Origin of the sequence: Blastococcus sp. TML/M2B (assembly GCF_016612865.1) — a bacterium.
Classification (GTDB): Bacteria; Actinomycetota; Actinomycetes; order Mycobacteriales; family Geodermatophilaceae; genus Blastococcus.
The window spans coordinates 1,356,185-1,380,618 of record NZ_JAENZZ010000001.1 but is presented as its reverse complement, the minus strand read 5'-3'; the positions used below and the strand labels follow the sequence as shown (position 1 = coordinate 1,380,618).

27 protein-coding genes and 1 pseudogene are annotated in these 24,434 nt (G+C 72.7%); 8 read left to right on the top strand and 20 right to left on the bottom strand.

All coding sequences use genetic code 11. From position 1 onward, the window contains the following. Positions 1 to 31 precede the first annotated feature (31 nt). The 3 genes from JKP75_RS06765 to JKP75_RS06755 all read right to left on the bottom strand — a co-directional run bounded on the left by JKP75_RS06765 (position 32) and on the right by JKP75_RS06755 (position 2,087). Positions 32 to 961 carry a hypothetical protein gene (locus JKP75_RS06765; protein WP_200492871.1) on the bottom strand — a complete coding sequence of 310 codons (930 nt, stop codon included), beginning with the start codon at positions 959 to 961 and terminating at the stop codon, positions 32 to 34. A 177-nt stretch (positions 962 to 1,138) separates the two neighbouring features. Next, positions 1,139 to 1,834, bottom strand: a complete 696-nt coding sequence (gene npdG, locus JKP75_RS06760) for an NADPH-dependent F420 reductase (RefSeq protein ID WP_309229588.1) — start codon at positions 1,832 to 1,834, stop codon at positions 1,139 to 1,141. Positions 1,835 to 1,904: 70 nt separating this feature from the next. After that, positions 1,905 to 2,087 carry a hypothetical protein gene (locus tag JKP75_RS06755; RefSeq protein WP_200492061.1) on the bottom strand — a complete coding sequence of 61 codons (183 nt, stop codon included), beginning with the start codon at positions 2,085 to 2,087 and terminating at the stop codon, positions 1,905 to 1,907. Between the two features lie 151 nt (positions 2,088 to 2,238). Here JKP75_RS06755 and JKP75_RS06750 point away from each other — a divergent pair, with 151 nt between their 5' ends. Both JKP75_RS06750 and JKP75_RS06745 read left to right on the top strand, forming a co-directional pair. Beyond that, positions 2,239 to 3,378, top strand: coding sequence for a GGDEF domain-containing protein (locus tag JKP75_RS06750; protein ID WP_309229587.1), 1,140 nt, complete (start codon positions 2,239 to 2,241; stop codon positions 3,376 to 3,378). A gap of 29 nt (positions 3,379 to 3,407) precedes the next feature. Further along, positions 3,408 to 4,700 (top strand): M24 family metallopeptidase, encoded by a 1,293-nt coding sequence (locus tag JKP75_RS06745; RefSeq protein WP_200492062.1) that lies wholly within the window; start codon positions 3,408 to 3,410, stop codon positions 4,698 to 4,700. Positions 4,701 to 4,720: 20 nt separating this feature from the next. Here JKP75_RS06745 and JKP75_RS06740 read toward each other — a convergent pair whose 3' ends face one another. From JKP75_RS06740 to JKP75_RS23715, 4 genes and pseudogenes are all read right to left on the bottom strand, one after another. After that, a complete protein-coding gene (locus JKP75_RS06740) occupies positions 4,721 to 5,164 on the bottom strand; it encodes a ChaB family protein (RefSeq protein ID WP_200492063.1) in 444 nt (147 codons plus the stop codon). A 53-nt stretch (positions 5,165 to 5,217) separates the two neighbouring features. Continuing rightward, positions 5,218 to 5,556 (bottom strand): alpha/beta fold hydrolase, encoded by a 339-nt coding sequence (locus JKP75_RS20755; RefSeq protein WP_242472383.1) that lies wholly within the window; start codon positions 5,554 to 5,556, stop codon positions 5,218 to 5,220. A gap of 170 nt (positions 5,557 to 5,726) precedes the next feature. Beyond that, positions 5,727 to 5,888, bottom strand: a pseudogene (locus JKP75_RS23720) (alpha/beta fold hydrolase); the annotation flags it as partial. Between the two features lie 89 nt (positions 5,889 to 5,977). Further along, the gene (locus JKP75_RS23715) at positions 5,978 to 6,142 is read right to left on the bottom strand and encodes a hypothetical protein (RefSeq protein ID WP_309229586.1); all 165 of its coding nucleotides are present in this window, start codon (positions 6,140 to 6,142) and stop codon (positions 5,978 to 5,980) included. Between the two features lie 258 nt (positions 6,143 to 6,400). On the opposite strand from JKP75_RS23715, the gene JKP75_RS06725 reads away from it, so the two are divergent. Next, positions 6,401 to 6,769, top strand: a complete 369-nt coding sequence (locus tag JKP75_RS06725; RefSeq protein WP_242472817.1) for a hypothetical protein — start codon at positions 6,401 to 6,403, stop codon at positions 6,767 to 6,769. Here JKP75_RS06725 and JKP75_RS06720 read toward each other — a convergent pair. The 9 genes from JKP75_RS06720 to JKP75_RS06680 form a co-directional block, all read right to left on the bottom strand. Further along, positions 6,744 to 7,604, bottom strand: a complete 861-nt coding sequence (locus JKP75_RS06720) for a type II secretion system F family protein (RefSeq protein ID WP_309229585.1) — start codon at positions 7,602 to 7,604, stop codon at positions 6,744 to 6,746. The genes JKP75_RS06725 and JKP75_RS06720 overlap by 26 nt on opposite strands. Before the next feature lie 24 nt (positions 7,605 to 7,628). Then, positions 7,629 to 8,567, bottom strand: coding sequence for a type II secretion system F family protein (locus JKP75_RS06715; protein ID WP_200492869.1), 939 nt, complete (start codon positions 8,565 to 8,567; stop codon positions 7,629 to 7,631). Then, positions 8,567 to 10,048: a CpaF family protein gene (locus JKP75_RS06710; protein WP_200492067.1), complete on the bottom strand. Its 1,482-nt coding sequence runs from the start codon at positions 10,046 to 10,048 to the stop codon at positions 8,567 to 8,569. The genes JKP75_RS06715 and JKP75_RS06710 overlap by 1 nt, the downstream gene beginning before the upstream one ends. Continuing rightward, complete coding sequence (locus JKP75_RS06705) at positions 10,045 to 11,238, bottom strand: AAA family ATPase (RefSeq protein WP_309229584.1); 1,194 nt, start codon at positions 11,236 to 11,238, stop codon at positions 10,045 to 10,047. The genes JKP75_RS06710 and JKP75_RS06705 overlap by 4 nt, the downstream gene beginning before the upstream one ends. Continuing rightward, a complete protein-coding gene (locus JKP75_RS06700) occupies positions 11,235 to 11,897 on the bottom strand; it encodes a Flp pilus assembly protein CpaB (protein WP_200492068.1) in 663 nt (220 codons plus the stop codon). Before JKP75_RS06700 ends, JKP75_RS06705 begins: the two co-directional genes overlap by 4 nt. Positions 11,898 to 11,902: 5 nt before the next feature. After that, positions 11,903 to 12,919: a TadE/TadG family type IV pilus assembly protein gene (locus JKP75_RS06695; protein ID WP_200492069.1), complete on the bottom strand. Its 1,017-nt coding sequence runs from the start codon at positions 12,917 to 12,919 to the stop codon at positions 11,903 to 11,905. Next, on the bottom strand, positions 12,907 to 13,344 hold the full coding sequence (locus JKP75_RS06690; protein ID WP_309229583.1) for a TadE/TadG family type IV pilus assembly protein: 438 nt from the start codon (positions 13,342 to 13,344) through the stop codon (positions 12,907 to 12,909). Before JKP75_RS06690 ends, JKP75_RS06695 begins: the two co-directional genes overlap by 13 nt. Before the next feature lie 146 nt (positions 13,345 to 13,490). Beyond that, positions 13,491 to 13,715 (bottom strand): Flp family type IVb pilin, encoded by a 225-nt coding sequence (locus JKP75_RS06685; protein ID WP_309229582.1) that lies wholly within the window; start codon positions 13,713 to 13,715, stop codon positions 13,491 to 13,493. 238 nt (positions 13,716 to 13,953) lie between these two features. Further along, entirely contained in the window at positions 13,954 to 14,631 is a 678-nt protein-coding gene (locus JKP75_RS06680; RefSeq protein WP_309229581.1) for an A24 family peptidase, read from the bottom strand. A gap of 76 nt (positions 14,632 to 14,707) precedes the next feature. On the opposite strand from JKP75_RS06680, the gene JKP75_RS06675 reads away from it, so the two are divergent. Beyond that, complete coding sequence (locus JKP75_RS06675) at positions 14,708 to 15,058, top strand: DUF1801 domain-containing protein (protein ID WP_200492071.1); 351 nt, start codon at positions 14,708 to 14,710, stop codon at positions 15,056 to 15,058. An 89-nt stretch (positions 15,059 to 15,147) separates the two neighbouring features. Here JKP75_RS06675 and JKP75_RS06670 read toward each other — a convergent pair whose 3' ends face one another. After that, entirely contained in the window at positions 15,148 to 15,825 is a 678-nt protein-coding gene (locus JKP75_RS06670; RefSeq protein WP_200492072.1) for a hypothetical protein, read from the bottom strand. A gap of 644 nt (positions 15,826 to 16,469) precedes the next feature. On the opposite strand from JKP75_RS06670, the gene JKP75_RS06665 reads away from it, so the two are divergent. Beyond that, on the top strand, positions 16,470 to 17,192 hold the full coding sequence (locus JKP75_RS06665; RefSeq protein WP_200492073.1) for an AbiV family abortive infection protein: 723 nt from the start codon (positions 16,470 to 16,472) through the stop codon (positions 17,190 to 17,192). 305 nt (positions 17,193 to 17,497) lie between these two features. On the opposite strand, the gene JKP75_RS06660 is transcribed toward JKP75_RS06665, so the two are convergent. The 3 genes from JKP75_RS06660 to JKP75_RS06650 form a co-directional block, all read right to left on the bottom strand. Continuing rightward, a complete protein-coding gene (locus tag JKP75_RS06660; protein ID WP_200492074.1) occupies positions 17,498 to 18,364 on the bottom strand; it encodes a hypothetical protein in 867 nt (288 codons plus the stop codon). Positions 18,365 to 18,632: 268 nt separating this feature from the next. Next, positions 18,633 to 19,172, bottom strand: coding sequence for an ATP-binding protein (locus tag JKP75_RS06655; RefSeq protein WP_200492075.1), 540 nt, complete (start codon positions 19,170 to 19,172; stop codon positions 18,633 to 18,635). 81 nt (positions 19,173 to 19,253) lie between these two features. Further along, positions 19,254 to 20,081, bottom strand: coding sequence for an SDR family NAD(P)-dependent oxidoreductase (locus JKP75_RS06650; RefSeq protein ID WP_200492076.1), 828 nt, complete (start codon positions 20,079 to 20,081; stop codon positions 19,254 to 19,256). A 53-nt stretch (positions 20,082 to 20,134) separates the two neighbouring features. Between JKP75_RS06650 and JKP75_RS06645 the strand changes: the two genes are divergently transcribed. From JKP75_RS06645 to JKP75_RS06635, 3 genes are all read left to right on the top strand, one after another. Beyond that, positions 20,135 to 20,680 carry a TetR/AcrR family transcriptional regulator gene (locus tag JKP75_RS06645; protein ID WP_200492077.1) on the top strand — a complete coding sequence of 182 codons (546 nt, stop codon included), beginning with the start codon at positions 20,135 to 20,137 and terminating at the stop codon, positions 20,678 to 20,680. Between the two features lie 428 nt (positions 20,681 to 21,108). Then, a complete protein-coding gene (locus tag JKP75_RS06640; protein ID WP_309229580.1) occupies positions 21,109 to 22,779 on the top strand; it encodes an ABC-F family ATP-binding cassette domain-containing protein in 1,671 nt (556 codons plus the stop codon). Continuing rightward, positions 22,776 to 24,143, top strand: coding sequence for an MFS transporter (locus tag JKP75_RS06635; RefSeq protein ID WP_375539227.1), 1,368 nt, complete (start codon positions 22,776 to 22,778; stop codon positions 24,141 to 24,143). The genes JKP75_RS06640 and JKP75_RS06635 overlap by 4 nt, the downstream gene beginning before the upstream one ends. Positions 24,144 to 24,434: the final 291 nt, after the last annotated feature.

Below are 24,434 nucleotides of genomic sequence, written 5' to 3'. Positions count from 1 at the left end.
CGTCGGCACCGTCCGGAATCCGCCCGCAGAGTCAGCCCGGACGGCGGCGGCCGCGCTCCAGGGCGCGCCGGACCCGCGGCCCCAGGACGCCGGGCACCAGTTCGTCCCACGTCCACCGGACGACGCCCCAGCCCTCGTCCCGCAGCGCGTCCTCGCGGCGCTTCTCCTCGAAGACGGCGTCGCCCGGCGACTGCCCCGGGCGCAGGAGCCGGCCGTACTTGACCCGCCCGTCGAACTCCCCGAGCACGCCCTCCTTCTCCCAGCCGAAGTCGCTCCGGCCCACCAGGGCGCCGCGCGGTGTCCGCACCTCGAGCTGCAGCGTCGACGGGCCGAGCCCCACCCGGTGCAGCACCACCCGGCTGCGGCTCTCCCCCACGCTGTCGCTGCGGGCGTCGGCGAACCGGACCGCCCGGGTCGCCGCCCGCGTCCCCGGCGCACGCCCGAGCCCGGCCACCCCCTGCTCCAGCTCGGTGGGCCCGACCACGTGCTCGTGCAGCGCCGCGTCGAGCAGCACGACCGCCGGCTCGAACGGGAGCGACCGGGCGAGGTCGAGCACGGTGCGCAGCGGGCTCGTGACCGCCACCCCACCCACCAGGACGACGTCGTCGTCGGGGAGGCGGGCGACGTGGCAGTGCAGGTGCCGGCCGACGTGCGCCGAGGCGGGCGGACGGCGGGTCACGTGCACGCGGTCGAGCCGGACGCCCCAGAGGGGCAACCCGTGCAGCACCGCGGCGGACTGGTGGCTGACCACCGCGGGACGGCGCAGCGCGGCGAGAGTGGCCGCGACCAGCCGCCGGTGCCGTCCGGCCGGATCGGGTGGCTGGTCGACGGGCAGGTAGGCCCCGGGTCGCAGCCGGGCCAGCTGCCCGCGGCCGACCTCGCGCTGCAGCTCGTCGTCGCTCCAGCCGGCCTCGAGCGCGGCACCGCGGAGGAGCAGGTCCGGCACGTCCCACGTCTGCATGCCGTCAGCGTGGGTGCCGGTCGCCCCGCGTCGGAGGTGCCGGCGTCATCGGTGGACGGCGGCTCGCCCTGTGGACAGGACCGTGCGGCCACTCTGCGGGCGGGTTCCGGACGGTGCGGGCGCGATCGCGTCGGCACCGTCCGGAATGCGCCCGCAGAGTGAGCGGGGCGACCCGGGTCAGACGTCGGTGACGCGGATGCCGGCGTGCACCTTGTAGCGGCGGTTGACCGAGACCAGGTTGACCGTCAGCGCCTCGACCTGGCGGGCGTTGCGCAGCCGGCCGGCGTAGACGCCGCGCATGCCGGGCAGCCGGCCGGCGAGCGCCTGCACGGTGTCCATGGAGGTGCGGTCATCGCCCACGACCATGACGTCGCCGTCGATGGTCGGCTTGGAGAGGTCCTCCAGCAGCCGGGCCGAGAGGTGGTGGAACGCGCCGACCACGTGCGAGTCGGGCAGCAGCGTGGCCGCCTGCTGCGCGACGCTGCCCTCCGGGACGTCGAGCACGTAGGCGCCCAGCTCGTCGAAGCCCATGGGGACGACGCAGTCGACGACGATCTTCCCGGCCAGCGGCGCGGCCAGCTCGGCGACCGTCGCGGCGTGCCCGTCGAACGGGACGGCGATGATCACCAGGTCGGCGGCGCCGGCGACGTCGGCGTTCGACCCGCCCTGCACCGACACCTCGGCGCCGGCGGACGCGGTGGTCGCGCGGGCGGCGACGTCGGAGGCCACCTCCGCGGCGCGCTCGGCGTCCCGCGAACCGAGCAGGATGCGCTGCCCGGCGGCGGCCAGGCGAACGCCGAGCCCGCGGCCCTGCGGCCCGGTGCCCCCGATGATCCCGACGACCAGTTCCTCCACCGCACGACCTTCGGTCACGTCAGCCCCTTCCGCGGCACCGGACGGCCCGGCTCCTGCACCGATCATCCAGGGACGACGTGCGTCCCTGTCAGTCGCCCTCCCAGGCGCGGTCCTCCTCGGTGATCTGCTTCTCCCGCTCGGCCACCGAGCTCAGCGCGTGCTCGGCCTGCTCGCGGGTCTCGTACGGGCCGAGCCGGTGCCGCTCGGCGCACCCGTCGCGCGGTTCGACGGTGTCGTGCTTCAGGCAGTAGAACCAGGGCCCCCCGGCCATGCGTGCCTCCTCGTGCTCGTCGAGGCCCCCATGCTGGCACCGAGCGGCGCGCCCCGCTCGGGCCGCCTGCGCGGCGGCCCGATCGGGCGGCCGCCGCGGTGCCGTGTCGCTCCGTGTTCGGAATGTCACCGGGATGAGGCATCCTGCAGCTGTGACCGGCGTCGCCCCTCCGCCTCCCCTGCCCGGCACGGGCCTGCCGGCGCGGTCCACGCCGTCCGGCCTCGACCGTCGGGTCGCCGCTCTCTCCCTCGCCGCGCTGCTGTCGCTGGGCGCGGTCATGGGCTCGGTCAACCTGCTCGTCGAGGGCGTGCTGCACGACGGCGCCGCGCGCTGGGCCTACGGGTCGACGATGCTGCTGCTGCTCGCGCGGGCGGGGCACCTCGCCGTCCGCGGCCGGGTGGGCCAGCGGTACACCCTCGGCCTGGTGCTGCTGGGCGACCTGATGCACCTGGTCGTCGTCCTCTGCATCGAGGACCCGCTGCGCTACGCCACCCCGCTGATGCTGCTGTTCCCGGCGCTGGCCGCCGCGTGGTTCCTGCGCCCGCGCCCCCTGGCCGTGCACATGGTCGTGATCGTCGCCGTGTGCCTGGCCGCGCTGTGGCCGAGCTACGACAGCGCCGCCGGCCTCCTGCTCCAGGTCGGGGTCAGCGCCGCCATGCTGAACGCCGCCTCCGCGGCGATCTTCCTGCTCCGCCGGCGGGTGCAGCGGCTGCTCGAGGCCACCGAGACGCTCAGCCGGCAGGACCCGCTCACCGGCCTGTTCAACCGCCGGTACCTGGACGAGGAGGCGTCGCGGCTGTGGGCGCACGCCCGCCGCGAGAGCGGCCTGCTGTGCGCCGTCGTGCTCGACCTCGACCACTTCAAGCGGCTCAACGACGAGTTCGGCCACGCCGCCGGCGACGACGTCCTCGGCGCGGTGGCCCGGGCCCTGACCGCCACGGTCCGGCCCACCGACGTGCTCGCGCGCACCGGCGGCGAGGAGCTCGTCGTCCTGGGCACGGTCGGGGCGCCGGACGAGGCGCAGGGGCTGGCCGAGCGGCTACGCCTCGCGGTCGCCCGGGCGCGCGGCACCGGCGGGCACGCCGCGACCGCCTCCGTCGGCCTGGCGGTGGCCGCTCCGGAGGTCCCCGACGACCCGGCGGCGGCGCTGTGGCGGCTGGTCGCGCGCGCGGACACCGCGATGTACGCCGCCAAGCGCGCCGGCCGTGACCGGGTGGCCGCCGCCGTTCCGCTCCCCCGTGCCGCCCTCCTGCCCGACGACGGGGGCGGCGACCGGGTGCTCGACCGGTAGGTTCCACCAACTTCTGTTTCGCTAGGGGCATGTCGCTCCTCGCGCCCGACCCGACGCGGACGGCGCCCCTGCCGTTGCGCGCCCAGGCCGGCGTGCGCGACCGGTGGCTGAGCGAGCGGCTGCGCGACCTGCTGCCCGAGCTCATGGACCGCACCGGCATCGACCTGTGGATCGTGGCCGGCCGCGAGTACAACGAGGACCCGGTCCTCGCGACCCTGCTGCCGGCAACCTGGCTGTCGGCGCGCCGCCGCACCGTCCTCCTGCTGCACCGCAGCGACGACGGCGTGACCCCCGTCGCCGTGTCCCGCTACCCCGTGGGGCAGTTCCTCCCCGCCGAGCCCGGCGAGGGTCCGGCGGGCAGCGAGTGGGACGTCGTCCGCCGCTTCGTCGAGCAGGCCCGACCGGCGCGCATCGGCATCGACGTCTCCGCCGACTTCGCGCTGGCCGACGGCCTGTCGCACGGCGAGCACGGCCGGCTGGTCGCCGCGCTGGGCCCGTACGCCGACCGCCTCGTGCCGGCCGAGGCGCTCGTGGTCGCCTGGCTCGAGACCCGCCTCCCGGAGGAGATCGAGGCGCTGCACGCGCTCCATGGGCTCATCGCCGAGGTCGTCGCCGAGGCGTTCGCCACCGCCGTCACCCCCGGCGTCTCGACCGCTGTCGACGTCGCCTGGTGGCTGCGCCAGCGGCTGCACGACCTCGGCGTCGAGCCGTGGTTCCACCCGTCGGTCACCCTGCAGCGCGCGGGGGTGCCGCTGGTCGACCAGGGCGGGGCGCTGCTGCCGGCGGTCCCGTTCGACGCCGTCGTCGAGCCGGGCGACCTCGTGCACTGCGACGTCGGGCTGAGCAGCCTGGGGCTGCGCACCGACACCCAGCACAACGCCTACGTGCTGCAGCCGGGCGAGGACGCCGCACCGGAGGGGCTGCGCGCGCTGCTCGCCGCCGGCAACCGGATGCAGGACCTCACCGTCGCCGAGCTGCGGCCCGGCCGCACCGGCAACGAGGTGCTCTCGGCGGCCCGCGCTGCGGCGACCCGGGCGGGCATCGATGTCGACGTCTACTCCCACCCGGTCGGTGTCCACGGGCACGGCGCGGGGCCCGCGATCGGGCAGTGGGACGAGCAGGGCGGCGTCCCCGGGCCGGGCGAGCACCGCGTGCACCCCGACACCGCCTACGCGCTCGAGCTCGCCGTCCGCGGCCCGGTGCCCGAGTGGGGCGGGCAGTGCGTCCGCATGGGCCTCGAGCAGGGCATCGCGCTCACCGGTGCCGGCGTGCGGTACCTCGGCCCGCGGCAGACCGCGCTGGTGCTGGTCCCGGCCGGCTGAGACCGGCCGGGACCGCGCCGCTACTTCTTCGCGCTCTTCTTCTTCCGCGCGTCCGCGGTCTTCTTCGTGCTGGCCTTCTGGATGGCGTCGACGAGCTCCTTCTTCTTCATCGTCGAGCGCCCGGAGATGTCCAGCTTCTTCGCGATCGCCTTGAGGTGGTCCTTCGTCGCGTTCGCGTCGACGCCGCCCTTGGTCGCCTTGCGCGTGTTCCGGCCGCCCTTGGCCTGCTCGTCGGAGGGGCCCTTCTTGCCGCCCTCCTTGGGCGCCCAGCGGTCACCCACCTTCTCGAAGGAGTGCTTGACCGCCGCCCAGGCGACCTGGTTGGCCCTCCGCTCGTCGCCGTACTCGTCGACCGCGGAGTCGTGCGCCTTGGCGAACGTGCGCTGCGCCTTCTTCGGCGAGCGCTGCAGCGTGCTGGGCAGCTCCGACTTCTTGGCGTCGCCCTTCGTGGTGGTCTTCGGCATGACCTCTCCTCCTCGCGTGCTGGGCCTCCCCCTACCCCGGGACGGGCCCAAGATCACATCGGCTCAGCCGACAGGAACGGGATCAGTTCCGCGGCCAGCCGGTCGGGGGCCTCCTCCGCCATGTGGTGGCCGCTGTCGATGGGGCCTCCCCCGCGCAGGTCGCTCGTCCAGCCCGCCCAGATCTCCCGCGGGTCGCCGTGCAGGTCCGCGAGGTCGTCGCGCGCCGACCAGAGCACCAGCGTGGGGCAACCGACCCGGCGCCCCGCCGCCCGGTCGGCCTCCTCGGCGGCGCGGTCGACGCCGAGCCCGGCCCGGTAGTCCTCGACCATCGCGTGGACGGTGGCCGGGTCGCGGATCGCGGCCAGGTGGTCGGCGTGGTTCTCCTCCCCCATCGCCGCGGCCCGCCCGGGCGCCAGCGAGCCGTCCCAGGCCTCGGGATCGGCGCAGATGGCCCGCTCCGGCTTGCCCGGCTGGGCGTAGAAGAACCAGTGCCACCAAGCGGCACGACGGCGAACCGCTCGTGCCCGAGCGCGCGCATGAGCGCGACGACGTCGCGGGCCATGGCGCGCTTCGAGTAGGGCGCGTGGTCCGGGCTGGTCGCCGGCCTGGAGGAACGGCCGTAGCCGCGGAGATCGGGGCAGACGACGGTGCGCCCCGCCGCGACCAGGAGCGGCGCGACCCGGTGCCAGGTGGTGTGCGTCCGCGGGTGTCCGCGCAGGAGCACCACCGGCGGGCCGGATCCGCCGGCGCGGAGCCGGAGGACGACGCCGTCGCCGACGTCGACCCGCGACTCCGCGAAGCCGGCGAAGAAGGTCAGGGCAGGTCGGCGGTGTCGGACGACTGGCGGTGGCCGCCCTGGGCGTCGTCGGGGTCGGCGTGGACCGTGCGCTCCTCCGACTCGGCGAGGATGAGCTCGGCGGCGACCTGCTCCATGCCGCTGCCCTGCCAGCGGTGCCTCCTCGGGGAGGAGCTCGGCACGGCTGGCGATGTTGCCCTCGGTGACGTTGTCGAGGGCCTCGGCGCTGGGCTGCTTCTGCGTGGCCATCAGAACCGCTGCTGCTCGGTGGGCGCGGGCTGGTGCGGGTCGGTCACGGGGACTCCTCCTCCGGTGCGGGTGCGTCGGGGACGCCTGGGAGCCGCCTACCCACCGGCCGCCGGCCCACACCCGTGTCGGATCCCGGGCCCGGGGGTAGGCCGACCGGGACCGAGGACGAGCACCTGCCGAGAGGACGAGACGTGCCCGAGCGCGATCTGCCGCTGAAGGACTACGACCACCTGCCCGTGGGTTCGCTGACCACCCGCATCCGGAGCCTGGGCGTCGAGGACCTGACCACGCTGCTCGACTACGAGAAGGCGCACGGGAACCGGTTCCAGGTCGTCCGCGTCATGGAGAGCCGGCTGAGCAGCCTGAGGAACGGGGCGCAGCCCTCCGGCGGCGATCCGTCGGGGCGCCAGCGGTGCCGACGCGCCGGCCGCGCCCGAGGGCGGGTCCAAGGCCTCCGAGGCGACCTCCGGCCCGCCGGTCAACCCGCCGTCGCACGGCGACCCGACCAACCCCGCCCAACCCCGCAGCTGACCGTCAGAGCACGCGGACGAGGTCCATGACCGCGGGCCCGACGACGACGATCATCAGCGCCGGGAGGATGCAGACCATCAGCGGGAAGACCACCTTGACCGGGATCTCCATGGCCTTCTTCTCGGCCCGCTGCTTGCGCTTGTCGCGGAGGTCCTCCGCCTGCGCCCGCAGCACGTCGGAGATGGCGATGCCGTAGGAGTCGGCCTGGTTGACCGCGGCGACGAAGCGGCGCAGGTCCTCCACGTCGGTGCGCCGGGCGAGGGCGTTGTAGGCCTCCCGGCGCGGGCGGCCGACGGTGACGTCGTGCAGCGTGCGGCTGAGCTCCTCGGCCAGCGCGCCCTTGCCGTTGGCAGCGGCGCGGGCCAGCGCGGCGTCGAAGCCGAGCCCGGCCTCCACGGCGATCGTCATCTGGTCCAGGGTGTCGGGCAGCTCGTTGCGGATCGCCTCCTGGCGCTCCTTGCCGCGGCCCCACACGATCGCGTCGGGCACGAGGTACCCGCCGGCGGCCAGGCCGGCCGTGACCACGAGGGAGAAGAGGCCGGGCGAGGCCGCCAGCAGCAGCAACCCGACGACGGCGCCGGTCGCGCCGCCGACCAGCTTGGCCCACAGGGCGCGGCTCATGCTGCGGCCGCCGGCGAAGCCGGCCAGCTCGATGAGCCGGCGCATGCGCGCCGCCGCACGGTCCGGAGTCAGCACGCGCAGCAGCGCGTCCAGGCCGGTGCCGCGGGACTCCAGCGAGCCGACCTCGATGACCCGGGCGCCGAGGCCGCGGGTGAGGTTGCGGCGGGCGATGGCCAGGGTGCGGCCCGAGGTGCCGAACGCGACCGACAGCAGGTAGCCGGCGGGCGCCACGACGAGCAGCACGCCGACGAGCAACCGTGGTGGGCATCAGAACGTCACCTTCACCGTCTTGCGGAGCCACAGGGCGCCGATGGTCAGCAGGGAGATGGCCGCGACGAGCAGCACCCGGCCGGAGCCGGTGCCGGTGAGCACCGCGGTGTAGTCCGGCGAGACGAGGCTGAGCAGCAGGAACAGCGCGAACGGCATCGACATGAGGACGATGCCGGAGAGCCGGCCCTCGGCCGACAGCGCCTCGGCGTGGCGGCGGATCTGGTTGCGCTCGCGGATGGTGGTGCTCACGCGGTCCAGCACCTCGGCCAGGTTGCCGCCGACCTCGCGGTGGATGGCGATGGCCTGCACGACCCAGGCGAAGTCCTCGCTGCCGGTGCGCTCGGCGACCTCCTCCAGGGCGAGGTTGATGTCGCGCCCGACGCGGGTCTCGTTGACCACGCGGGCGAACTCCTCCGCCGTGGGCGACTGCGCGTCCCGGGAGACGGCGTCCACCGCGCGCAGCACGCTGTGCCCGGCCCGCAGGCTGCTGGACATGAGGTGCAACGTGTCGTCGAGCTGGTCGACGAACGCGGCCTGCCGGCGGCTGCGGTAGCGGCCGACGACGACCTTGGCGACCAGCGGCGCGAGCAGCGCGAGCAGCACGGCGAGCGCCGGGCCGCCCAGCACGCCGCCGACCATCATGGCCACGAGGCTGCCGACGGCGGTGAGGACGACGACCTCCGCCGGCCGGCGGGTGATGCCGGCCCGCTCCAGCGCCGTCTCCAGCAGGTGCTGGCGACCGAGCCGCTTGAGCAGCCGGTCGGCCACCGCGGTGGCGTCGTCGAGCGCACCGGCCAGCCGGGTGGAGGCGGGCGCAGCGGCCGGGTCCAGGCGGACCAGCGGCACGCGGGCGCGACCACCCCCGGCCACGAGCCCGACCGAGAGGGTCAGGGCCGCGACCAGGGCGGTCACCCCGAGGAGCACGACGGGGTCCATCAGGCGTTCCCCCGCACCCGCGGCCGCTCCGTGCCGGCGCCGAAGACGCGCGGCGACAGGGAGATCCCGAGGTCGGCGAACTTCTCCGCGAAGCGGGGCCGCACGCCGGTGGGGACGGCCTTGCCGAGGAACCGGCCGTTGAGGTCGGTGCCGGCCGAGTAGTCGAAGAGGAAGGCGTCCTGGAGGGTCACCGTCTCCCCCTCCAGGCCCTGCACCTCGGTCACGTGGGTGACCCGGCGGGTGCCGTCGCGCAGCCGGCTGATCTGGACGATCACGTCCACGGCCGAGGCGACCTGCTCCCGGACCGCGCGCAGCGGCAGGTCCATGCCCGCCATCAGCACGAGGGTCTCCAGGCGGGACACCGCGTCGCGCGGCGAGTTGGCGTGCACCGTGGACAGCGAGCCGTCGTGGCCGGTGTTCATCGCCTGCAGCATGTCCAGGCTCTCGCCGCCGCGGACCTCGCCGACGACGATGCGGTCGGGCCGCATGCGCAGCGAGTTGCGCACCAGGTCGCGGATGCCGACGGCGCCCTTGCCCTCGATGTTGGCCGGGCGGGACTCCAGCCGGACCACGTGCTCCTGCTGCAGCTGCAGCTCGACGGCGTCCTCGATCGTGATGATCCGCTCGTTGGCGGGGATGAACGAGGACAGCACGTTGAGCAGCGTGGTCTTACCGGTGCCGGTACCACCGGACACGATGATGTTGAGGCGGGCCTCGACGCAGGCGCGCAGCAGCTCGGCCATCTCCGGCGACATCGTCCCGAAGGCGACCAGGTCGCTGACCTGGAAGGGCTTGCGGGCGAACTTCCGGATGGTCAGCGACGAGCCGCCGAACGCCAGCGGCGGGATGATCGCGTTGACGCGCGAGCCGTCGGCCAGGCGGGCGTCCACCAGGGGCGAGGACTCGTCGATGCGGCGCCCCACGCGGGAGACGATCCGCTCGATGACCCGGCGCAGGTGGTCCTCGGAGGCGAAGGTGACCGTCGAGCGGGTGAGCTTGCCGGCCCGCTCGACGTAGACCATGTCCGGTCCGTTGACCATGATCTCGCTGACCGTCGGGTCGTCCAGCAGCGGCTGAAGCGGCCCGTGCCCGAGCACCTCGGCGGTGACGTCGGCGGTGAGCCGGGTGCGGTCCTCGGCCGAGAGCGGCGTCTGCTCGTTGGCGAGCACCCGCTGCAGCTCGGCGCGCACGAGGCCGTGCAGCTGCTCCTCGGGCAGGTCCGGGTCGTTGAGCTTGGCGCCCAGCCGGTTGAACAGCGCCACGGTGGCGCGCTCGCGGAGCCGGTTGAGCCCCTCCCCCGGCGAGCCGACCTCGGTCGCCGGGCGGACGACGTCGCCGTCGCCGCGCTTCTTCGCGGTCGTCTCGACGCGGGCCGCCAGGCTGCGCGCCTCCTCGGCCGCCGCCTCGCGGGCCAGCCGGACCGGGTCGGCACCCAGCGCCTGCTCCCCGCGCGCCTCGGCGAGGCGCTCGGTGAGGCTCACCGCGAGCCCGCCCGGAAGGGCAGCCGGCCGAGCAGCCCGGTGGCGCGCTCCTCGGTGGCGGGCAGGAAGCGGCCCAGCAGCTGGCGCAGCCCGCGGCTGACCGGGTCGCGGTTGCTCTCCTGGAGCAGCGGGACGCCGGTGTTCGTGGACAGCGTGACCGCCGAGTTGCGCGGCAGCACGACGTCCAGCGGCGCGCCGACGGCCTTCTCGACGTCGGCCAGCGAGAGGCCGCCGGCCGGGTCGGACATGTTGAGCAGCAGGTGCAGCTGGTCCGGCACCAGGTCCAGCTCGCGCAGCACGTCGAGCTCCTTGCGCAGCCCGCGCACGCCGGGGACGTCCATGCTGCTCATGAGCACCAGGTCGGTGGCGCGCTCGAGGGCGACGAGCGTGTGGTCGGACAGGCCGGGGGCGGTGTCCACGACGACGTGCCGGAACTCGTGGCTCAGCGTCTCCAGCAGCCGGGCGACCTGCTCGGCGGAGACCGCGTCGCCGGAGGCCGGCGAGTCACTGCCGGCCACGACGTACAGCCCGCTGGGGTGCCGGCTGAGGAAGGTCTTGAGCACCAGCGGGTCGGTGCTGGCCGCGCCGTGCACGGTGTCCGGCAGGGTGTAGTCCGGGGCGAGCGCCAGGGCGCTGGCGACGTCGCCGAACTGCATGTCCAGGTCGACCAGCACGGTCGAGCCCAGGCCCGACTGCGCCAGACCCACGGACAGGTTGGTCGAGACGGTGGTCTTGCCGACCCCGCCCTTGGGCGAGGCGACGACGATCAGCCGGTGGTCGGGCACCCGCGAGGTCTCCTGCAGGGTCGCCTGCAGCCGGGTCTGGGCGCGCTCGTCGGCGCGCTCCAGGACGGCGGTGACCTCCGGCAGGCCCGCGTCGGGGGCGAGGACGTCGCGCACGCCGGCACGCATCGCCGTCACCCACAGGTCGGCGTCGGCCCGGGCGACGATGACGACGCTGGTCGCCGGGCGGCTCAGGTCGACCGCCTGGGCGAGCTCGAGGGCCCGCTCCAGCGCCACGTCGGAGCCGAGGACGACGACGTTGGGGAAGCCGGCCTCCTCCATGCGGGCCAGCAGCCCGCCGTGGACGTCGAGGTGCTCGACGGTGAGCTGGACCAGGTCGCCGTCGGTGGCCCGGGCGAACTGCTGCTCGAGCGCGGTGTCCGCGCCGATGATCAGGACCTGGCTCACTTGTCGCTCCCGGAGGTGGAGGTGGCGTCGACCATCGACAGCCACAGGGCGTTGTCGTACATGCCGGCGACGACGGCGCCGGCCTGCTCGGGGGTGAGGGCGAGGGTGACCGTCACGGCGCCGCCGTTGACGCCCGAGGCCTCGACCTCGCTCACGCGGGTCACCTCGACGTCCTCGTAGAGGCGCTCGCTGGTGCTCACGCCGTCCGGGGCGGTGCGGGTCAGGTAGACCGCGACGCGGTCGCCCTCGTCGAGGCTGCCGCCGACGGCCCGCTGGACGTCGAGGGTCACGCTGACCGCCTCGCGGCCGTCGTCCCTCGTCTGCCCCACGGCGTCGTCGCCGGCGAACCGGGCCTTCGTCAGCTGGTCGCCCGGCAGCATCGCGGTCGCGGACGGGGTGTCACCCAGCTCGGCGAGGTCGGTGATCGCGCCTTCGGCGTCCGGCACGAGCCGGACCGGCACGTCCAGGAGCGCCACCTTGGCCTCGAGCTGGTTGGCCGGCGTGCCCTTGGGGATCGGCGCCTGGGCGACGAGGACCTGGATGGTCTGCTCGTCGGCCCGGGCCCGGTCGTCGGCGCTGCTGACGTAGCTGATGAGCAGGAACGCACCGACCAGGGCCAGCGCGAAGGCCGCGATCGCGGCGAGGACTCGACGTTGCATGGCAATCACCGTTGTTCCGTGAGGAAGACGGACCGGGCACCCAGGTCGGGAGCCGATGTCTGGATTCGTGCGTCCGAGAGCTGGACGTGGGTGGTGAGGGAGCCCTCGACGACGAGGCCCTTCTCGCTGCCGCCGCCCTGACCCGTGAAGAGCCGGATGAGGAAGTCGATGATGGCGAGAAGCCGCTCGAACCAGCTCATCTGCGCCCAGCTCTTGCCGGTGCCGAGGTCGTAGCCGGACACCTTGAAGGCGGCGAAGCCGTACACCCGATAGCTGGTCGCCGACCCCTGGCTGTCGTCGACGACCGGCAGGAGGACCGTGGTGCCGACGAGGTCGAACAGGTACTGGCTCTGGTTCGCGCAGGCGCTGGGCATGCTCGTGGCGCCGCCGGCCGACCGAGCAACCTGAGCGCCGACGCTGGCAGTGGTCTGGCACACGGAGCCGGAGTCGGTGGCCAGCCAGACGAACCGCATGTTCGCCTGCCCCGCGCCGGTGCAGCCGGAGTTGCTCGCCTCCATCGACACGCTGGGCCGCGAGCGGTGCTTGTCGTACTCGCACCGCCCGATGGCCAGGGGGAGCTTCGCCGTGGCCCGGCTCGTACCGCTCCACGCCGCCGTGGAAGCGGCGGAGACCGTGGAGGCGTTGCGACCCAGCACCGGCGCGAACCAGTGCTTCTGCTGGGCGGTCGCCGTCACCGTGACCGACTGCCCCTGAGAGCCGACGGGGCCGAGCTGCACGGTCGGCGTCGACACGGTCGCGCCGGCCTGGCCGGAGTTGCCGGAGACGAGCGCGGTCGCGGTGCCGAGCTCGTCGCCGCAGTCGGGCCGCCAGGCGCAGTCGGTGGCGACGGCCAGGGCGGCGGCGTCGGTGCCGTTGCGCAGCTGGGCGCGCTCGGACTGGACGGCCGACAGGTCGACGGCGATGGCGGCGAAGCCGAGGAGCGGGACGAGCAGGAGGGCGACCATGACGCCGACGGCGCCGCGCTCGTCGCCCAGGCGGGTGCGCAGGGTCAGCCGCCGCATCGCATGGCCGCCTTGCCGGTGAGGTCGAAGCCGGCGCCGCGGACGAGACCCGCGACGACGTTCTGGCGATAGCGGACGGTCACCGTCACGGTCGGGTTGGTCCCGGTGGCGGTGGTGCACGACGGCAGCGACATGGTGATCTGCGAGTCGGGCAGGGTGAACCCGGCCGGCAGCGTCGCTCGGACGGCGGCACGGGCCTCGGCCACGGTGTGGCCGAGCGCCATCGACCGGGCGCCCTCGCGGGCGGCCGACGAGAGCGTCGCCTGGTTGTTGAAGGCCTTGCTGAACTCGATGATGCCGAAGAGCAGCAGCAGGAGCACCGGCGCGACGAGCGCGAACTCGACCGCGGCGGCACCGCGCTCGCCGAGCAGGCGGGCGGCGACCCGGCGCCGGCCGGGCACGTGCGTGCGGTTCTGGCTGGACACCTCGCGGGCTCCTTCCTGTGCTGGGTGGGGTGCGGGGCGGAGGGGGCTGCGCCGGCCCGGGGACAGGGGGCGGCGGCGCGGGGGCGTGGGGCGGCGTGCTCGCACGGGGGCGGGCACGCCGCCGACCACGACCCGAGGGCGCTACGTCAGGGCGCGGTGGTGGAGCCGGAGCCACCGACGTTGATGCTGTTGAACAGGCCCTCGAGCTTGCCCTTGAACGCGACCATCGCGGTGACGATGACGGCGGCGACGGCGCCGACGATCAGCGCGTACTCGACCGCGGTCGCGCCCTTCTCGTTCGCCTTGAACTCGGCGATGCGGTCCTCGGCCATCGAGGCGAGCAGCTGCAGAGCGATGAACGGGTTGATCACGGTGATCTCCTAGGAGGTCCGCCGTCGACTTGTCGGGCCGTGGTGACCGGGGTCGCGGCTTCCCCAAGATCGGGGGCCGCCGGCCGCACGACGAGGGGTTGGGCCGACGTCGTCACTCGGAGGGGGGACCACCGAACGGGCGCTCGGGGCCGTCGCGGCCCCACCGAGGAGCCCGAACCGGTGACACTGCGTCGCCCGTTCCGGTGACCGAACGTGATCACTGAGCGTGCGGAAACGCCTACAGGCCGGCCCAGTCCCCCGACAGGAGTACCGCCACGACGGTGCCGGCGAGCAGGGCGGGGCCGAAGGGCAGCTCGGTGCCGCGGTCGGCCCGCCGCACGGCGAGGAGGGCCAGGCCGAGCACCGCCTGGACCAGGAAGCCGAGCAGGAATCCGAGGAGCACGGCCGGCCAGCCGAACCAGCCGAGCACCAGCCCGAGCAGGCCCGCGAGCTTGACGTCGCCCATGCCCAGCCCGGTCGGCGCGAGCAGCGCCATGACGAGCAGGACTGCGAAGCTCGCAGCGCCTGCGAGCAGGGCGCGCCACAGGTCCGGCCAGGCGTCGTCGAGCACGGCCGCGAGGGTGAGGAGGGCGACCGCGACGACGGTCGCGGGCAGCAGGATGCGGTTGGGCAGCAGCTTCACGCGCAGGTCGACGAGGGCGAGCAGCAGGCCGACGGCGGCGAACCACGCGTAGGCCGGCAGCTCCGGTGACCAGCCGAAGCGCAGCCCGATCACCGCGAGCAGCGCGGCGGCGATGACCTCCACGACCGGCGGGCGGGAGGTTCGCGGTCCGGGGCCGAGCAGGCCGGCCGCGCTCGGCCGGCTCGGCCAGGGGTAGCGCGCCGCAGCGCGGTCCACCGCCGTCCCGATCCCGACGCCGGCGACGCCGAGGACGACGGCGGGGAGCACGGACACGGCGGCCACCCTGGCACAGCGGCTGCCCGGCGTCCGGGAGGCTCCCCGGCGGCCCCGGCTGCGCCACAGTGGGCGCATGAACTCCCCCGACCAGGCCGTGCGCGACTACGTGGACGCCCTGGACCCGGCCGGGCGTGCGCTGTTCGACCGGTTCGCCGCGCTCCTCCGCGCCGAGCACCCGGAGGCGACGGTCACCTGGGCCTACCGGATGCCGACCTTCGTGGTGGGCGAGCGACGGCTGCACGTCGGCGTGTGGAAGCACGGGCTGTCGCTCTACGGGTGGAGCGCGGACCGCAGCGGTGGCTTCTGCGATCGCCACCCGCACCTGTGCGGCGAGCGCGGCACGCTCAAGCTGCCGCACACCGAGGCCGCCGGCATCCCCGACGAGCACCTGCGCGATCTGGTGCGCGCCACCTTCGCCCCCTGATCCGCGAGATCTGCACACTCGGGGCTTTCGAGCGTCCTGGGGGCCCGACTGTGCAGATCTCGCGGAGTGGGGCGACCAGCCGGCCCGGGTCAGCTCGTGCGGGTGGCCTCCTCGGCCCTCTCGGCCGACGCCCGGGGCCCGGGCAGGTCCGTCTCGGGGGACGGCGCGTGCAGGATCGGCTGCCGCAGGTCGAGGAACTCGGGCGGGCCGTCGCCGAGCGCCATCAGCTCCTCGAGCACGGCCCGGACCTCCTCGGGCGGCTCGATGCGCTCGCCCTCGCGGGCTGCGGCCTCGGAGGTGAAGTAGATGGTCTGCGTCCAGCCGTCGGCGCCGTGGTTGACCAGGACGCTGCCCAGGATCTCCGGGCGCAGCCGGGCCATCTCACCGGTGGAGAGCTGGGCGACGAGCTCGCGGGCCCGCGCCCGGTCGGTCACCCGACCGCGCATGACCTGGACGAAACCGGCCGCGTCCATGTCGCCGACCCGCTCGACCTGGACGTCCTCGCTCTCGGCGAAGTCGGCCTCCCCGTCGAGCAGCCGCTCGGTGTCCCGCCACCAGCGGTCCTGCGCCGGCCGCTCGGAGTTCCTGGCCGCGGCCTCGGCCGACTCGAAGCGCGCCAGCGCGAAGAACCGGCCGTCGTCGGTGACCCCGCCGGTGCTGCCGAGCCAGCCGATCGCGCCGGGCGCCAGGTCCCGGCGCCACCCGTCGATCGCCGCGCGCAACCCCTCGGCGTCCGACGTCCTGCCCTGGATGAGTTGGACGAACACGGCGAGCCTCCCGTCGCCACCGTCGGCCCCCGTGGGACGGCCGACGCTAGCGCCGGCCGCCTCCCCTGGACCAGGGTCGACCGACCCCGGGCGGGGCGGGGCGACGGACGAGTCGGCCTGTACGCCGGGCACAGTTCGCCGGTGTTGGACTGATCATGGACTTCGTCGAATATGGGGGTTGACCTGCGGATTTTCCGTTGAAGGCTACTGGTTGGTAACGGCCAGATTCGGCTGAGTTGCGGACTATTTGCGGACTGGGTGCGGACTCAGGGCGCACGATCGGGGTGGCCCCACCCGGACCGTGTCGGGACGACGGCGCCGCTCCACAGCCGGTTCAGGATGCCGGCTGCGACGGGTTCGCCCGAAGGGCGCTCCGCGTCCCTGCGGGATGGGCCTGCGGCCCACCCTTCACCCGACCCGCCGCAGCCGGATGGGGGTCGGTTGTGGAAAGCGACCAGAACTGTGTGGATGGGCGTCGGGGACCTTCAAGCCGTACGAAGCGCCGAGTATGCCGGTCAGGTGATCACCGCAAGAGGATCGCCGCGCCGGACGCGCTCAAGCGGATCCTTCCCTGGGACACCGCATCAGTCTGCGCGGTTGACGACGTGCCCGGCGAGCTCCGCGGGAGAGCATGCTGGACGTTGATGGCACAAGAGGAGCAGGTAGAGGAAGTCAGCCCCGAATTCGCCCGGCGGTGGTGGAAGACGCTGGTGGCCAACGCCTGCGCGCTGCTGGAAGATGGCGCGATCCTCGCGGCACACGCCAGCGCCGGTAGGGCGCAAGCGCTGCTGGTGCTGGCCATGGAGGAGTTGGCCAAGGCATTATGGCTTTACGAGGCGGCCCAATATGAGTGGAGCCGGCCACTGGGCCTGTACGGCCAACCCCCGTCTCCGTCGGGCCCCATCTTGCTTCCCCCAGAGATGAGCACCCGACGGCTCCCCCACTTGCAGAAACTGCAGGCTGCTGAACAGTTTACCTCCGGTCTCAGCGGGTTCTGGGACGCCAGCCGTCGCGAGGAGTATTACTTCCCAGCGGACTTGGTCACCTTCGAAGAAGCTGCCCGAAGGCGCAACGCGGACAAGCAGGCCGGCTTCTACGTTGATCGCCTCGGAGACACCATCCTGACGCCGCTTTCGATCCCCGCCGAGGGCATCGACTCGTTCGTTCGTAAGGCGGCGCAGTCGATCGAGATGCACCTTATCGAAGACCACACTCGCCAGCAGGACGCCTCCGTGCCTGACGCCATCGACTCGGTTCAAGACCTCCACTGGAAGGTTCTGCGCCGTGCGCATCCAGACCTGTATGCGGACTTCGTTGATCGAATGAGAGGAGTTGCAGACTCGGAAATTGAGGCCGACCACCAATGACTCGAAAGCAGTCGGACGCCAAAACAGATGCCTCCGGTGCGGGTGGCCGGTCGTGCCGGCAGCCAGCAGGCGTCGGGGCACCCCGCCGGATCCTTCCGAGATGGGCGTAACACGTCAGTTTCCGGGGCACCGGTCGCCGATCCCGCTGCGGACCGATTCCGCTTCAGATGGCAGCACTGCCCGAGGATGGATGCTGCTGAGTACTGCGGCGCGTGACGCGCTGATGACCTACCTCCAAGTGGGAGGTCGGCCACGGATTCAGGTGGCGCAGCAGACCGGGCGAGTTACCGGTGGCCCGGGTCGGGTCAGACCACGAGTGCCTGGGTAACCGTCTGCTCGGCGTCGCCCTCGTGCCAGGTGAGGACGACGTTCACGCTGCCGGAACCCGCGTAGGTGATCACCGGATAGTCGTAGTAACTCGTCGCGATGATGTCGGGCTGGACCTCGGCTCCATGGAGGATGGGCGCGTTGCTGTCGCCCAGCGACTCCAGGGCGATGGTGACCTTCTCGGCGGTGACCGAGCCATGGTTAGTGATCCGGATCCGCTCGCGCCGCGTCTTGAGCCTGGTCCGGCCCTGCCTGTCTGTTTCGGGCTCGCGCTCGAACTCGTAGGTGGCGCGGAGGATGGCGTGCTCCTCGGCCGGGCGCCTGGGCACCACCGCCCCCAGGCTCAGGTGCTCCAGGTCATGCTCGACGGCGTTCCTGACCTGGAAGCCGAGGTCCTCGGGGTTGGCGTAACGGCCCAACAAGCCCTGGGACTCCAGCGACGCCTGGAACCTGCGCAGGGCTGTCAACTGCTTCTCGTCTACGTTTCGCGGGAGAGGCTCCTCCGAGAAGTAGACGTGCACCGGCTTGCCCGCCTCGTGGGCCCTCTTGATCTCCTCCGCGGTGCCGGAGACCGCCTCCTCGGTGGCCTGGCCAAGGCGGGAGTCGAAGAGCGCGATGATGATGTCCGCCCGGTCGACCAACTGCTCGTTGATGACGCTCTGCCCGGAGCCGCCCAGGCGGGGTACTGCGTCGGTCTCCCACCGGGCGGGCAGCAGGAGCACTTGCTCGCGCTCGGCCCGTGAGGCGTTCCAGCCATGAAGGCTGCGCTCGACCGCGTCGCGCTCCTCGGTCGTGTCGCCCGGCGAGGCGATAAGAACTCGAAGGACGTGCGCGTCAAACGCCATGATGCGACCGTAACCGGCTCCGCTGACAGGTCCTCCCAGCCGGGCACCGCGGCGCTGCCTGACACGAGGCACGCGTCCTGCTGGGTCATCAGGGGCGCCCCTGTCGCCCTCCGCCGCCGCCTTCAGGGACAGGCGGCGGCTCGGCCCACCGTCACCACAAGGGGATCCGCTTGTGGGCCCCGCACAAGGAAATACACCACCAAGACGGGACGGACGACGAATGCTCGCGCACCGTCGGCTGGTAACGCGGCGGCCTGTGACCCTGGGGTCAGAAGATCGACGGAGGCCAGCGATGCCTGCGCCACTCGTCCCACGTCGTGAACCCTTCCGGTGGATCGCTGACACCTTCGCTGCCGTCCAGCTCCGCTGGCGTCGGGACGTCAATGACGGCAGCCCACGTTGCGAGCTCTTCGTCGGACATGTGCCATGTCGTGTGCGGCTCTTCCGCTTGGCGCCGGTCAAGCCGGCGCCTCTGCTCAGACGGTGTGAGTTCGCAGTAACGCATCTCCACCGCCGCACCCAGGTCGGCCGCTGCCTGGCGTAGAGCGGAGCGCTCCTCTCGGCTCCAGAGTCCGAAATCGATGACCACGTTGATGCCGAGCGCGAGTGCGCGCAGTCCGATCTCGATGAGCCGTCCCTCGATCACGTCCGAGGCCGACGGCGGGTTCGCGAGCCCGTAGAGGGCCTTGACCCACTCGTCCTTCGTGAGGCGGAGCGCCTTCTCCTCGGCCTCGATGCGCCGCGCCTCTGTGGTCTTCCCGGTGCCTGGCAGTCCCACGGTCAGGTACAGGGTCGGTCGCGTCGTCATCACTTCCTCATCCGAGCGGTCGCTTCATCATCGCGGACTGCCTCAACCACCGCGGCCGGCTACGCAGCGGTCCTCGGCCCGTCAGAAGGCCCCGTGGAATCGTTCATCGCGCTGGTAGTCGACGTGGCGCAGTCGGAGGGCTGCGAGCACCTGCTCGGCTGCATCGTCGCCGACGACTAGCCGAAGGCGGTCGTCCTGCGGGTCGGTGACATGTCGCAGGATCGCTGTCGCTACCTCCTGGGGCGGTGTGCCGCCTCCGGTCCCGCCGGTGCTCGGCCACGGGACGACAGGGCTCCCGAACAGCTCGTTACGTAGTTCGTCATAGGCGGGGATGGGGGCGGCGAACTGCATGCTGCCCGTGGCCCAGTCGGTGTCGATTCCGCCGATCTCGGCGATGGTCACGCGTATGCCGAACCGGCTCACCTCCGCGGCGAGCGCTTCGCTGAAGCCCTCCAGCCCCCATTTGGCCGCGTTGTATAGCCCCAGGGTCGGCATCGTGCCGACGGCACCGACGGTGGAGATCTGCACGATGTGGCCAGCGCCCTGGGCGCGCATCACCGGCAGGGCGGCCTGCGTGAGCCAGAGCGCTCCCAGCAGATCCGTGTCGATGATCTGCCGGGCTTCCTCCTCGGCCACTTCCTCAACCGCGCCGACCAGTCCATAGCCTGCGTTGTTCACCAGGACGTCGAGACGTCCGAAGTGGTCCTGTGCGCGAGCGACGGCGGCGTGCGCGCCGTCGCGGTCGCGGACGTCCAGTCGATGCACGAGAAGTCTCTCGTGTGACGGGAGCGAGTGCTCGCCCCGGACGGTGGCCAGGACTCGGTGCCCCGCCTCCAGCGCTGCGGTGGTCAGCGCCTGCCCCAGTCCCCGGCTCGCACCGGTCACCAGCCAGGTCAGTTCCGTAGTCATGCGCCCACCATAACCAGAACTGGACGGACCGTCTCGTTTGCTATGGTGGGTTCGTGGCACGAGCCCGTACGGTCGCTCGCGTTCACGATGCCGTCCTCGCGCTCGTTGCCGAGGGCGGTTACGCGGCTGTGACGATGGAAGGCATAGCGGCGCGGGCCCGGCTGAGCAAGCAGACTCTGTACCGGTCCTGGCCCTCGACGGCGGCGATCCTTTTCGATGCGCTGCTGGCCCGCAGCACCGACGAGGACGGCGAGATCGACGTCCCGGACACGGGAGACCTGGCCCGCGATCTGGAAAACCTTCTTCTGACCACGGCCGAGGAAATGACCAATCCGGCGACCGATCGGTTGTTGCGTGCGGTGACCGCAGAGATCCAGACCCGGGAGAATCTCGCTGAGCAGCTCCGCGTCCGTCTGCTGGAGCCGCAATTCCGGGCTGTCGAGCGGCGGATCGCGCGGGGAGGTGTCGAGGACGCCGAGGCCGCTGCAGAGCTGCTCTACGGGCCGGTGTTCCACCGATGGCTGTTGAGGACCAAGCCGATCGACCCGGACTGGGTCCGCGCACACGTCACCCGGACACTTCGCGCGTTCGGGGACTGACCGGCCCGTCGGCTTGACACCTCGGCAGGAGGTCACGGGACATCGCCGATCCGCCGGGCGCGGCTACCGCGGAGAACCTGCTGTCGTGACGGTGTGGCATCGGGAGGCCGCAAGTTGCCTGCCGTTCGAGCGATAGCACGTCGAAGCGCACTGGCTGTCCCACGCCTGCCGCCGCGATGCCAGAAAGGGGAGGAGCGGATCGACCACTTCGGGGGGAATGCGTTTGCCAGCGCTTGTCCCGCTGCCTAGGGTGCTTCCGTGCCTCAGTTGCTGTTCCTCTGACCAACCTTCGGACGGCCCCGCCTCGCTGTTGAGCGAGTCCGCGGGTCGTCCTGACCTGTCATCGGCTGCCTGGGCGGCCGGGTCAGTACGAAGCACACCCCCTTCTCCCTCTTCAGGGCTTGGGTGTGCCTCCGTCCGGAGGAACAGTGACGATCACGAAATCTTTGCCTGCGCGCGCGCAGGCGCAACTGTCAGTTCAAGAAGTACGCATTCAACGCGGCGGGCACCTCGTCCTCGACGGGGTCTCGCTGACCGTGGCCCCAGGAAACCGGTGGGGTGTGGTCGGCGAGAACGGCCGCGGCAAGTCGACCCTGCTGCATGTCCTGGCCGGGACCCTGCCGCCCGACGCCGGGTCCGTGCACCTCATCGGCACTATCGGGGTGGCCGAGCAGGAACTGCGGGCCGACGACGGCGCCACCGTCGCCGACGCGGTCGAGAATGAGCTGGCCGCAGCACGGTCGGCGCTGCGAACGCTCGAGGTGAGTTCCGCCGCCTTGGCCGACGGGTCACCCGGCGCGGAGGAGCAGTACGCCACGGCGCTGGCCGCCGCCGAGGTGCTGGATGCCTGGGACGCCGACCGTCGGGTCGACGTGGCCTTGGAGGCTCTGGGGGCGGTGACCGACCGTTCTCGACGGCTGGCGGAGCTGTCAGTGGGGCAGCGCTACCGGGTTCGGCTGGCCTGCTTGCTCGGCGCGGGGCATGACTTCCTGCTACTGGATGAGCCCACCAACCACCTCGACGCGGCCGGCCTGGCGTTCCTCACCGACCGGCTGCGCAGTCATCCGGGCGGGGTAGTCGTGGTCAGCCACGACCGGGCGTTGCTGTCCGACGTCGCCACGTCGGTTCTCGACCTGGACCCTAGCCAGGACGGCCGCCCTCGTGTCTACGGAGACGGCTTCGCCGGCTACCAGGCCAGACGCCGCGCCGAGGTCGCGCGCTGGCAGGTGGAGTTCGACGAGCAGCAGGCCGAGCAGGCCCGCCTGGCCCACGACCTCTCTCAGGCGCAGCACCGGTTGCAGACCGGCTGGCGGCCGGACAAGGGCACCGGCAAGCACCAGCGGGCCACCCGAGCCCCGGGATTGGTGCGCGCGGTGCACCGCCGCCAGGAGGAGCTGCGGCGCCACGTGGTGGATGCACCGGAGCCGCCGCTTCGCTTCCGCATGCCGCCACTGCCGGGCCGGCCGGGTGTCGTTCTGCTGCGGGCGGACGACGTCCGGGTTACCGGTCGGCTGCCGCACTCGGTCAGCGTGGAGGTCCAGTCCGGCTCGCGGCTGGTGATCACCGGCCCCAACGGTGCCGGGAAGTCCACCCTGCTGGCGGTTCTCGCCGGCGAGCTACCGCCCACCGCGGGCCGGGTCCATCGCTCATTGGCCGCCCGCGTGCGCCTGCTGCGTCAGGAGTCCCCGCGCGCGGACACCCGAACGGCGGCAGAGGTCTTCGCCGCGCACATACAGCACCTGGTGCAGACCGGCGTCGGGGGCGGCGGCGCGGCCGTCTCGCTGTCAGGTCTGGGGCTGTTCCGCTCAGCTGACCTGCGCCGGCCGGTCGGGGACCTGTCAATGGGTCAGCAGCGGCGGCTGGACCTGGCGCTCGCGCTGGCGAGCCGCCCTCAGGTGCTGCTTCTCGACGAGCCGACCAACCACCTGTCGATCGCTCTGGTCGACGAGCTCACCGAGGCCCTTCAGGCCACCGACGCGGCCGTAGTCGTCGCCACCCATGACCGGCAGCTGCAACACGACCTCGACGCCTGGCCCCGCCTGGCGATCGAGACCACGTCCCCTTCTTCCCCCGAACAATGCGAAGGACTCGCCTCATGACTTCTCCCGATCCCCTCACCGACCACCAGCCGCTCCCGACCGCAGAAGGGCCCGGCCGGCTGGCCGGCTGGCGCGCACTACGTCCGCTGCGCCACCGCGACTACCGGCTGCTGTTCGGCTTCCTCGCCACGTCCCTGTGCGCCATCGGCATGTGGACCATCGTGATGGTCTTCCAGGTACTGGCCATCGACGACCGCCCCCAGGCGTTGTCTGCGGTCGGTGCCTGCCTCAGCGCCGGCCTGCTGGCCTTCGCCGTGGTCGGTGGCGTCGCCGCCGACCGGTATCCCCGCCGCATGGTGCTCGTGGCTGTCCAACTGCTCAACACGCTCACCCTCAGCGCCGTCGCCGCGCTCTCCCTGAGCGGAGCGGTGGGCTTGTGGCACCTTGCGCTCGCCTCGGCCCTGCTGGGCGCCGGCAGCGCGTTCACCTTCCCGGCCTACAGCGCCTACCTTCCCCAGGTGCTGCCGGGCGAGGAACTGCTGGCTGCCAACGGCCTGGAAGGAGCGCTCCGCCCGACCATGCAGCAAGGCCTCGGCCCCGCCCTGGGCGGAGCGGTCGTCGGCGCCACCATGCCCGGAGTCGGCGCCCTCGTCGCCGCGGTGCTGTCCGCCGTCGCCCTGAGCTGCACGCTCCTGCTGAGCACACGGCACGACCTGCCCCCGACGGCCGGAGACGCCACGCCACGCCCGCGGCTGCTCACCGAGCTCCGCGACGGCGTCACGTTTGTCGTACGCACTCGATGGCTGCTGTGGACGCTGCTGTTCGCCTCGGTCATGACGCTGGCGATCATGGGGCCGCTGGAGGTGCTCCTGCCGTTCCGGGTCCGGGAGGAGTTCTCCAACGGGGAGCAGGCCTTCGGCCTGTTGCTGGCCGCCTACGGCGTCGGCGGTGCCGCCGGATCGCTGGTGATGTCCTCACTGCGTCTGCCGCGCCGCTACCTCACCACCATGGTGTTGCTCTGGGGAGCCGGAACCCTGCCGCTGGCGCTCGTCGGTCTCACCAGCGCCTTCTGGCTGCTGCTGGCCTGCCTGTTCGTTATCGGAGCCTCGACCGGCGCCGGCATGGTCATCTGGGGCACGCTGCTGCAGCGCCGCGTGCCTCCGCACATGATCGGGCGCGTCGCCAGCCTGGACTTCTTCGTCTCCATCGCCCTCATGCCACTGTCGATCGCCCTCGCCGGGCCGCTGGCGACAGTCGTCCCGATACCGGTCATCTTCCTTTTCGCGGCGGCCGTCCCGGCCTTCGCCGCGGTCGTCGCCGTGACCGCTGGTCGCCTGGCACGAGACGAAAGCGAGCACCCGTTGGACTCCGTGCCCCTCGAGACTGACGCGGTTGCCGTGGAGGCGCCACCGTCAGATCACTAGCTGGACATCGCCAAGAACCGCCGATACCGGCGGGCGGCGACAGGAGCGGAACCCGGTCGACCAGTGCCGGGTTCCGCTCCTCCCAGCAGATCACCCCGGCTGCACTCACGGTCACCCAGACCATGACCTCCGGGCGGCACGCCCTTCGCCCACTACGGCCCCAGTCCGCCAAGCTGCCGCCTGGGCCGAAGATGGTCCCAGCGGGATCCCCTCTGGGACACCAAGCCGGATGTCTCCTCACCTGACGAGAGCGACCGCTGAGGGTTTCGCTTCCGGGGGACGGGCTAGTTG

Coding starts and splice junctions, on each gene's coding strand:
- JKP75_RS06765 (WP_200492871.1), bottom strand. CDS start 961: ATGCAGACGTGGGACGTGCCGGACCTGCTCCTCCGCGGTGCCGCGCTC.
- JKP75_RS06755 (WP_200492061.1), bottom strand. CDS start 2,087: ATGGCCGGGGGGCCCTGGTTCTACTGCCTGAAGCACGACACCGTCGAA.
- JKP75_RS06745 (WP_200492062.1), top strand. CDS start 3,408: ATGTCGCTCCTCGCGCCCGACCCGACGCGGACGGCGCCCCTGCCGTTG.
- JKP75_RS06740 (WP_200492063.1), bottom strand. CDS start 5,164: ATGCCGAAGACCACCACGAAGGGCGACGCCAAGAAGTCGGAGCTGCCC.
- JKP75_RS20755 (WP_242472383.1), bottom strand. CDS start 5,556: ATGGGGGAGGAGAACCACGCCGACCACCTGGCCGCGATCCGCGACCCG.
- JKP75_RS06715 (WP_200492869.1), bottom strand. CDS start 8,567: ATGGACCCCGTCGTGCTCCTCGGGGTGACCGCCCTGGTCGCGGCCCTG.
- JKP75_RS06700 (WP_200492068.1), bottom strand. CDS start 11,897: ATGCAACGTCGAGTCCTCGCCGCGATCGCGGCCTTCGCGCTGGCCCTG.
- JKP75_RS06695 (WP_200492069.1), bottom strand. CDS start 12,919: ATGCGGCGGCTGACCCTGCGCACCCGCCTGGGCGACGAGCGCGGCGCC.
- JKP75_RS06675 (WP_200492071.1), top strand. CDS start 14,708: ATGAACTCCCCCGACCAGGCCGTGCGCGACTACGTGGACGCCCTGGAC.
- JKP75_RS06665 (WP_200492073.1), top strand. CDS start 16,470: ATGGCACAAGAGGAGCAGGTAGAGGAAGTCAGCCCCGAATTCGCCCGG.
- JKP75_RS06660 (WP_200492074.1), bottom strand. CDS start 18,364: ATGGCGTTTGACGCGCACGTCCTTCGAGTTCTTATCGCCTCGCCGGGC.
- JKP75_RS06655 (WP_200492075.1), bottom strand. CDS start 19,172: ATGACGACGCGACCGACCCTGTACCTGACCGTGGGACTGCCAGGCACC.
- JKP75_RS06650 (WP_200492076.1), bottom strand. CDS start 20,081: ATGACTACGGAACTGACCTGGCTGGTGACCGGTGCGAGCCGGGGACTG.
- JKP75_RS06635 (WP_375539227.1), top strand. CDS start 22,776: ATGACTTCTCCCGATCCCCTCACCGACCACCAGCCGCTCCCGACCGCA.